Origin of the sequence: Myceligenerans salitolerans, from assembly GCF_017349295.1 — a bacterium.
Classification (GTDB): Bacteria; Actinomycetota; Actinomycetes; order Actinomycetales; family Cellulomonadaceae; genus Myceligenerans; species Myceligenerans salitolerans.
The window spans coordinates 209,324-218,259 of record NZ_JAFMPK010000044.1 but is presented as its reverse complement, the minus strand read 5'-3'; the positions used below and the strand labels follow the sequence as shown (position 1 = coordinate 218,259).

The 8,936-nt window shown below is 71.7% G+C and carries 6 protein-coding genes; 2 read left to right on the top strand and 4 right to left on the bottom strand.

The features are described from left to right. Window positions 1–105: 105 nt before the first annotated feature. The 3 genes from J0911_RS12005 to J0911_RS11995 all read right to left on the bottom strand — a co-directional run bounded on the left by J0911_RS12005 (window position 106) and on the right by J0911_RS11995 (window position 3,527). The gene (locus J0911_RS12005) at window positions 106–2,709 is read right to left on the bottom strand and encodes a heavy metal translocating P-type ATPase (RefSeq protein WP_207275778.1); all 2,604 of its coding nucleotides are present in this window, start codon (window positions 2,707–2,709) and stop codon (window positions 106–108) included. Window positions 2,710–2,791: 82 nt separating this feature from the next. Further along, window positions 2,792–3,100, bottom strand: a complete 309-nt coding sequence (locus J0911_RS12000) for a heavy-metal-associated domain-containing protein (RefSeq protein ID WP_207275672.1) — start codon at window positions 3,098–3,100, stop codon at window positions 2,792–2,794. A 55-nt stretch (window positions 3,101–3,155) separates the two neighbouring features. Then, window positions 3,156–3,527: a metal-sensitive transcriptional regulator gene (locus tag J0911_RS11995; RefSeq protein WP_207275671.1), complete on the bottom strand. Its 372-nt coding sequence runs from the start codon at window positions 3,525–3,527 to the stop codon at window positions 3,156–3,158. Window positions 3,528–3,737: 210 nt separating this feature from the next. On the opposite strand from J0911_RS11995, the gene J0911_RS11990 reads away from it, so the two are divergent. Both J0911_RS11990 and J0911_RS11985 read left to right on the top strand, forming a co-directional pair. After that, window positions 3,738–6,857, top strand: coding sequence for a right-handed parallel beta-helix repeat-containing protein (locus J0911_RS11990; RefSeq protein WP_207275670.1), 3,120 nt, complete (start codon window positions 3,738–3,740; stop codon window positions 6,855–6,857). A gap of 200 nt (window positions 6,858–7,057) precedes the next feature. Further along, the gene (locus J0911_RS11985) at window positions 7,058–7,363 is read left to right on the top strand and encodes a hypothetical protein (protein WP_207275669.1); all 306 of its coding nucleotides are present in this window, start codon (window positions 7,058–7,060) and stop codon (window positions 7,361–7,363) included. A gap of 103 nt (window positions 7,364–7,466) precedes the next feature. Here the strand turns inward: J0911_RS11985 and hemL are convergent, their stop codons facing one another. Next, window positions 7,467–8,819: a glutamate-1-semialdehyde 2,1-aminomutase gene (gene hemL, locus J0911_RS11980; RefSeq protein WP_207275777.1), complete on the bottom strand. Its 1,353-nt coding sequence runs from the start codon at window positions 8,817–8,819 to the stop codon at window positions 7,467–7,469. Window positions 8,820–8,936 lie beyond the last annotated feature (117 nt).

The following is an 8,936-nucleotide window of genomic DNA, read 5'->3' as shown; positions in this document are numbered from 1 at the left end:
CACCACCGTCGGCGGCGGCCGCCCGGCCCGCACCGCGGAGCGGTGGCCGCGTGGTGCCCACCGCGGAGCGGTGGCCGCGCGGTGCCGGGCGGGCCGGCGGAGGGCTCAGCCGGCCCGCCGCAGCCGGAGGCTGTTGGAGACCACCAGGACCGAGCTCGCCGCCATCGCGGCCCCGGCGATCATCGGGTTCAGGAGGCCCGATGCCGCCAGCGGGATCGCCGCCACGTTGTACGCGAAGGCCCAGAAGAGGTTCTGCTTGATGATTCGCAGCGTCCGGCGGGACAGCCGCACCGCCGCGCCGGCCGAGCGCAGGTCCCCGCGCACCAGCGTGATGTCGCTCGCCTCCATCGCGACGTCCGTTCCCGTACCCATGGCGAGGCCCAGGTCGGCCGTCGCCAATGCGGCGGCGTCGTTCACCCCGTCACCGACCATCGCCACCGTGCGCCCCTCGGACTGCAGGCGAGAGATGACGGCCGCCTTCTCGTCGGGCAGGACCCGCGCGATGACGTCGTCGTCGGGGATCCCGACCTCGCGGGCGGCGTGGCGCGCCGCTCCCTCGTTGTCGCCGGTCAGCAGGACGGGGCGCAGGCCCAGCTCCCGGAGCTCGCCGATCGCCGCGGCCGACGTCGGCTTGGCCGGGTCGCGCAGCACCAGCACCCCGCGTGCGGTGCCGTCGATCGCGGCCACCACCGCCGTCGCGCCCGTCGCCTCCGCGTGTTCGACGGCGGTCGTCACCTCGGCCGGGACGGCGACGCCCCGGTCTTCGAGCCAGCCGGCTCGTCCGACGGCGACACGGCGGGTGTTCAGGCCCGCACCGCCCGATGCGGGACCGCTGCCCAGGCCCGCGTGCGACCTCCGCACCAAGCCCTCGACGCCGCCACCGGGGTGGGCGACGAACCCGCTGACCTCGAGCCCGCCGTCGCTCGCGGAGCCGTCCTGCTCCCGGCGGACCGGCCCACCGTCCGCCGGACCGCCGTGCCTCTCCGGGTCGGGCCGTGGGGCCACCTGCCCCACCCCCTCGGCCTGGGCGACGGCCCGTGCGACAGGGTGTTCGCTGAGCGCCTCGACGGCGGCCGCGTAGCGGAGCACCTCGCGTGCCGGTACCTCGCGGACTTCGCCGGTGGCGTCGGACGGCTGCGCCGACCCCGACGCAGCGGATGACGCGGCCGGCACCACGACGTCCTCCAGCGTCATGCGGCCCTGCGTCACCGTGCCGGTCTTGTCGAGCACGACCGTGTCCGCACGCCGCGTCTTCTCCAGTACCTCGGGTCCGCGGATCAGGACACCGAGCTGGGCTCCACGGCCGGTACCGACCAGGATCGCGGTGGGGGTGGCCAGGCCCAGGGCGCAGGGGCACGCGATGATGAGCACCGCCACGGCCGCCGTGAACGCGGCGTCGGGATCGCCGGTGGCCAGCAGCCAGCCCAGCAGCGTCAGCGCCGAGACGACCAGCACCACCGGAACGAACACCGCAGAGATCCGGTCCGCGAGCCGCGCCACCGGTGCCTTGCCCGTCTGTGCCTGGCTCACCAGCCGTCCGATCCGCGCGAGCGTCGTCTCCTCGCCGACCCGCGTGGCGCGGACCAGGAGGTGGCCCGAGGTGTTGACGGTGCCCCCGACGACGGCGTCGTCCACGGTGACGTCGACGGGGACCGGCTCGCCGGTGACGAGCGAGGTGTCGATCGCGGAGACGCCGTCGACCACCGTTCCGTCGGTCGCGACCGTCGCGCCCGGCCGCACGGTGAAGACGTCGCCGACCCGGAGGGCGGAGACCGGCACCGGCATGGTGCGCCATCGACCGTCACCGGAGCGCAAGGGTTCGCCGTCCGGCCCGAGCGCGACCCGTTCCGCGTCCTTCGCCCCGAGAGCGAGCAGGGCCCGCAGGGCGTCGCCCGCCCGGCGCCTGCTGCGCCACTCGGTGTACCGGCCGGCGAGCAGGAAGGTCGTCACCACGGCGGCGACCTCGAAGTACACGTGCGGCTCGCCGGCGGGCGCGGGCCACAGGGCGTTCGCGACCAGCTCCCACAGGGACCAGGCCGTCGCCGCCACCACGCCGAGCGAGACGAGCGTGTCCATGGTCGACGACCCGTGACGTGCCGCACGGGCCGCCGCGGAGTGGAACGGCCACGCCGCCCAGGTCGCGACGGGCAGCGTGAGCGCCGCGACGAGCCACAGCTTCCCGGGGAACTGGATCGCCGGGATCATCGACAGCACCAGCACCGGGACCGAGAGGACCGCCGCGACACGAAGCCTGCGCAGGAGGTCGGACCCGCGGTACTCGGTGTGCTGGTGTCCGCCGCCCTCAGGGGCGCCGTGCCCGGCCCGGTCCGTGTGGCCGCCGGTCTCGTGGGATCCGGGTGCGGGGGGCGTCACGGCCGTACCCGCCGCACTCCCGGCATCGGAGCCCCCGTCCGTCCCGACGGGGCCGGTGGTGTCGTCGGGCACCGGAGCCCGCCGGCGGGATCGGGTCACTCGCGCCCGGTAGCCGGCCGACTCGACGGCCGTGACGAGCGCGGCGTCGTCCACGTCGTCGGACAGCACCACGTGCGCCGACTCGAGCGGCAGGTTCACCGTGGCACGGACGCCGTCCACCTTGTTGAGCTTGCGCTCGACCCGCGCCACGCACGATGCGCAGGTCATGCCCTCCACCGCGAGCTCGACCTCGCCCGTGACGGCGGCCTCCCGCCCGGTCTGGTGCTCAGCGTGCATGGTCACGATCTGTCCTTCCTCGACCTCGGACTACTCGGCGTACCGCGGCGGTGTCCGGCGTTCTCCGGCGCCGCGGTCCGGCCTACTTCTCGACGATGGGGAGCGTGTGGCTCGCCTGCCGCGCCGGCGCCTGCGCGCTCGACTCGGCGGCCACCGCGTTCTCCAGGACCTCGACGCTCTCGACGGCGTATCCGGCCTCGCTGACGGCGTCGCGCAGCGGAGCCTCCGTCAGCGGCGACTTCGAGACGACGGCCACCCGGGAGACGCCTCCGGCGTGCAGCTCGATGGACACGTCGTGCACGTCCTCCAGGGCCTTGAGCTCGCTCGTCACGGCGGACGCGCAGTGCCCGCAGGTCATCCCGGTCACGTTCAGGGTGGTCACGGTGGTCATGTCTGACTCCTTCGTTCGTCGTTCTTCGTGTGGGGTCCGGCCGGGGCGCCGGCGGTCACATCCGTACGAGCCGGCCGATGGCCTCGCTCGCCTCACGGACCTTGGCGGCGGCCGCGTCGTCGTCCCCGGCCTTCGCGGCGTCGACGACGCAGTGGCCGATATGGTCCTCGACGAGCGCCAGGCTGACCGCCTGGAGTGCCTTGGTCACCGCCGAGACCTGGGTGAGGACGTCGATGCAGTAGGCGTCCTTGTCGATCATCTTCGCGATGCCGCGTACCTGGCCCTCGATACGGCGCATGCGCTTGAGGTAGGCCTCCTTGTCGGAGGCGTATCCGTGAGGCCCGTCGTGCGGGCCGAGGTCGTACTCCTCCCCGTGCCCGACGGCGGCCGTGGTGGCGTGGCAGCCGTGCGTGTCGTTCTCGCTCATTCCGTCACCATACCCCTCCGGGGTAGTGAAGACGCAAGTCCATCCGGGTATTCCCGGCGACAGAACCACGAGAACGGCGTGTTTTGGCGGCTTTCGCCCGATCTGCTCGACCCTCTGGATTTCACCCTGAGAAACCGGTATCTTGCGTGGAAAGCGATATCCGCCGGATGTCGCGGAGCCCCACCTTCAACGACGAACGTGAGGAAGACGATGAGACGACCAGGAGCACGGATGATCGCGGGGGTCGCGACGGTGACCCTCGCGGCCACCATCGGGATGGCCGCGCAGTTCATGCCCGAGGCGCAGGCCCTTGGGAGCGCTACCGGCTACGCCACCCAGAACGGCGGAACCACCGGCGGGGCCGGTGGAGCGACCGTGCGGGCCACCACGGGGACCGAGATCCACCAGGCCCTCTGCTCGCGCGCCAGCAGCGACACGCCGATCATCATCGAGGTCGAGGGCACCATCAACCACGGCAACACCAGCAAGGTGTCGGGCGACAGCTGCAACACGGCCGACGACGTGATCGAGCTGAAGCAGATCAGCAACGTCACGCTGATCGGCGTCGGCAGCGGCGCCGTCTTCGACCAGCTCGGCATCCACGTGCGCGAGGCCAGCAACATCATCATCCAGAACCTGACGGTCCGGAACGTCAAGAAGTCGGGCTCGCCGACCTCGAACGGCGGTGACGCCATCGGCATGGAGTCCGACGTCCGCAACGTCTGGGTCGACCACGTGGACCTGTACGCGTCGGGCGGCGAGTCGGAGGGCTACGACGGCCTCTTCGACCTGAAGAACAACACGCAGTACGTGACCCTCTCCTACAGCACGCTGCGCAACTCCGGCCGTGGCGGGCTCGTCGGATCCGGTGACAGCGACACGGACAACTCGTACGTCACGTACCACCACAACATCTACGAGAACATCAACTCGCGCACCCCGTTGCTGCGCGCCGGCACCGCCCACTCGTACAACAACCACTTCGTGGGCCTGATCGAGTCCGGCATCAACTCGCGCCTGGGCGCGAGGGTGAAGGTCGAGAACAACTACTTCGAGGACTCGGCCAACCCGCTGGGCACCTTCTACACCGACGAACTCGGCTACTGGGAGGTCAACGGCAACATCTGGGACAACATCACCTGGAACAGCGATGACCACCCGGCCGGGCCGAACCCGACGTCGAACACGTCGGTCAGCATTCCCTACGGCTACGACCTGGACGGCGCGGAGTGCGTGCCGAACCTCCTGCGGCAGACGGCGGGTTCGCACACAAACCTCGCCGTCTCGGACGGCAGCTGCTCGCCGACCGAGCCGGACCCGGAGCCGACGGACCCGGGCGACCCGACCGACGACCCGACCGATCCGGGTGACCCCGGCGACCCGGGTGAGCCCGACGGCGAGAACCTGAGCATCGGCGCCGGCGCGGACGGCTCGAGCAAGGCGAGCGGTACCAGCTACGGCAACGTCATCGACGGCGACATGGGCACCCACTGGTCACCGAACGGCTCCACCGGCCGGATCTCGGTCAAGTGGGGCTCCGACGTCACGGTGTCCTCCATCGTCATCCGCGAGGCGGCGGGCTCCGAGGGCAACATCGGCTCGTACGACGTCGTGAACCACGACAACGGCGACGTGCTGGCCAGCGGTAGCGGTGCGGGCACCATCACGTTCCCGGCGACGTCGCTGCGCAAGATCAACTTCGAGATCTCCAGCTCCTCCGGCACTCCGGCGGTCGCCGAGTTCGAGACCTACGCCGGTACGCCGGCCAACGACGAGGACGAGGACGCGGGCGATGACAACCCGCCCGACGGCGAGACGGTGCGCTACGAGGCCGAGGCCTCCGGCTCCACCTGCGAGGGCACGATCGACTCCGACAACTCCGGGTTCTCCGGCACCGGGTTCTGCAACACCCCGAACGCCAACGGCGCCGGCGCCGGCTTCACCGTCGAGGGCGCGGAGGCCGGCTCGGCGACGGTGACGTTCGGCTACGCCAACGGCACGGCGTCGGCCCGTACCGCCGACCTCGTGGTCAACGGCACGACGGTGGGATCGCTCCAGTTCGGCCCCACCGGCTCCTGGACGAGCTGGTCCACGGAGTCGGCGACGGTGAACCTCGGCGCGGGCACCAACACGGTCGAGCTGGTCGCCACCAACTCGGCGGGCCTCGCGAACATCGACTACCTCGACAGCTCCACCGGCACCGGCCCGGGCGACGGCGGTGACCCGGGTGACGGCGAGCCCCCGGTCGGTGACGCGCTCTACGCCGCCCCGAACGGCTCAGCGGGTGCCTCCGGCACCGAGGGCGACCCGACCACGCTCACTGCCGCGATCGCCGGTATCGCGCCGGGCGGGACGATCTACCTGCGCGGCGGGACCTACTCGCTCTCGGAGACCGTCCACATCGAGCCGGGCAACGACGGCCTCCCCGGGAACCGCACCGAGCTGTTCGCCTACCCGGGCGAGACGCCGGTGCTGAACTTCTCGGCGCAGAGCGAGAACTCGGCCAACCGCGGGCTCGCCATCGGTGGCGACTGGTGGCACCTGCGCGGCATCGTCGTCGAGCACGCGGGCGACAACGGGATCCTGCTGGGCGGGAACGACAACGTGATCGAACGGGTGGTGACCCGGTTCAACGCGGACACGGGCCTCCAGCTGTCCCGGTACACCGCGGGGGCGCCCAGCAGCGAGTGGCCCTCGAACAACCTCATCGTGTCCTCGGAGTCGCACGACAACGTCGACTCCGACGGTGAGGACGCCGACGGGTTCGCGCCCAAGCTGACCGTCGGTCCGGGGAACGTCTTCCGGTACACCGTGGCCCACAACAACATCGACGACGGCTGGGACCTCTACACGAAGTCCGACACCGGCCCCATCGGTGAGGTCCTGATCGAGGACTCGCTCTCGTACGAGAACGGGACCCTGTCCAACGGCGGCCAGGCCGGCAACGGTGACCGCAACGGCTACAAGCTCGGTGGCGAGGACATCGGCGTGGACCACACCGTGCGGCGCAGCATCGCGTTCGACAACGGCAAGCACGGGTTCACGTACAACCGGAACCTCGGGTCGATGACGATCGGCAACAACCTGAGCATCGGCAACGAGGAGCGCAACTTCAACTTCGACGGTGGCTCGTCGACGTTCCGCGACAACACGTCCTGCGACAGCGGGTCCACCGACCGGATCATCGGCAACGATGCCGGCGGGAACCAGTGGTGGTCCGGCTCGAACGGCTCCCGGTGCTCGCAGTACAGCGGCGACCTGGACTGGAGCTTCGACTCCTCGGGCCGCCTCGTGGTGACGATCGGCGGCGCCGTCGTCGACCTGTCCTGACCTGTCCCCGACCCGCCGTCGCCGGCCGTGGAGCCTCCGGCCGGCGGCGGCGTCCCAGGTCGCTCACCGGAAACCTGGTGTCACCGGCGTCCGCGGCGGACGTCGGCCATGGGGAGATCTCCCCTGCGCCGGGTGACCGATTCAGCGGTCCGAGCCCGTATTCTCCCTGGTCGTAGTTCGATCGATCAGAGAGGAATCCGATGATCTTCTTCGGCTGGGGCCGGAAGAACAAGAGCGCTCAACTCGACGGGAAGACCGTGCTGTTGCGCACGTGGGGGTACTTCCACCTGTTCTGGCTCCTGCGCGTCTGGGGCCGCGACTACAGCCTCGCGACCGCGACGCCGGACGGCTGGGCCACCCGTGCGCTCACCGACGCCGAGGTCGCCGCGATCGGTGAGGAGGCCAAGCGGGCGGTCACGCCGAACTGGTGGTGGCGTTTCGGCCTGTTCATCGGCCTCGGGATGCTCGCCTTGTTCATCACGATCATGACCCTGACCCAGGGCTGACCCGCGGCCGGCACCTCGGTGACCGGGCGTCCGGATCCGGGACCGGCCGGGTCGTGGATCCGAGACCCGGCCGGGTCGTGGATCCGGCGTGTCCGGCCCCGCCCTACGCCGTCGCCGCGGCGGCCGCCCGAGCGGCCGCCGGCAGCGCCTCCAGGACCCGGTTCACCGCGTCGTCGTCGTGCGCCGCCGAGACGAACCACGCCTCGAAGACCGACGGCGGCAGCGCCACCCCCGCCTCCAGCATCGCGTGGAAGAACGCCGTGTAGCGGAACGACTCCTGCGCCTGGGCCTGCCGGTAGTCACGCACCCCCGACACGGCGGCCAGCGGGCCGAAGAACACACTGAACAGCGAGCCGGCCCGCTGCACGACGTGCTCGACCCCGGCGCCGGACAGGGCTTTCCCCGCAGCGTCGGCGATCGTCGCGGCCGCCCGGTCGACGTGCGCGTACACGGCGTCGTCGGCAAGGCGGAGCGTCGCCAGCCCGGCGGCCACGGCGACCGGGTTACCCGACAGGGTGCCCGCCTGGTAGACCGGGCCCAACGGAGCCAGCTGGTCCATGATCGCCGCCGGACCGCCCAGCGCGGCCACGGGCATGCCGCCGCCGACCACCTTGCCGAACGTGAACAGGTCGGGCGTGTACCCGGCTCCGCCGGACTCGCGGACCGACGCGTCCTCCAGGCCCCACCAGCCGGACGGCCCCACGCGGAACCCGGTGAGCACCTCGTCCATGACGAACAGGGCACCGTGCCGGCTCGTGATACGGCGCAGGCCTTCGTTGAAGCCCTCGTGCGGTGGCACCACGCCCATGTTCGCGGGGCTCGCCTCGGTGATCACGGCCGCGATCCGGGACCCGTGCTGGGCGAACGCCGCCTCGACGGCGGCCAGGTCGTTGTACGGGAGCACGAGGGTCTCGGCGGCGGCGGCCTCCGTCACGCCCGCGGAGCCCGGCATCGCGAGCGTGGCCACGCCCGAGCCGGCCTCGGCGAGCAGGGCGTCCACGTGCCCGTGGTAGCAGCCGGCGAACTTCACGATCATCGGCCGGCCCGTCACCCCGCGCGCGAGCCGCACCGCGGTCATCGTCGCCTCGGTCCCCGTGGAGACGAGACGGACGTGCTCGGCGGCCGGTACCCGGCGTCGTATCTCCTCGGCGAGGTCGACCTCGCCGAGCGTCGGCGCTCCGAACGACAGCCCGCGTGCCGCGGCCTCCTGGACCGCCGCGACCACCTCCGGGTGCGCGTGTCCCAGCAGCGCCGGCCCCCACGAGCACACCAGGTCCACGTACTCACGGCCCGCCACGTCCGTCACGTACGGCCCGCGAGCCGACGCCAGGAACCGCGGGTCGCCGCCCACGCTGCCGTACGCCCGCACCGGCGAGCTCACCCCACCGGGGATGGCGCCCTGCGCCCGCAGGAACGCGGCACGGTTCGGATCCTTGGCCGCCGACTGGGCCTCGATCTCGCTCACGTCAGCCTCTCTTCGGTCTCTCTGGTCCGCCGGATCCGCTGACCCACCGGCCTCGTCGGGTCGCCGACCACGTCATTCTGTCTGGCGAGAGCACGACCACGCCATTCC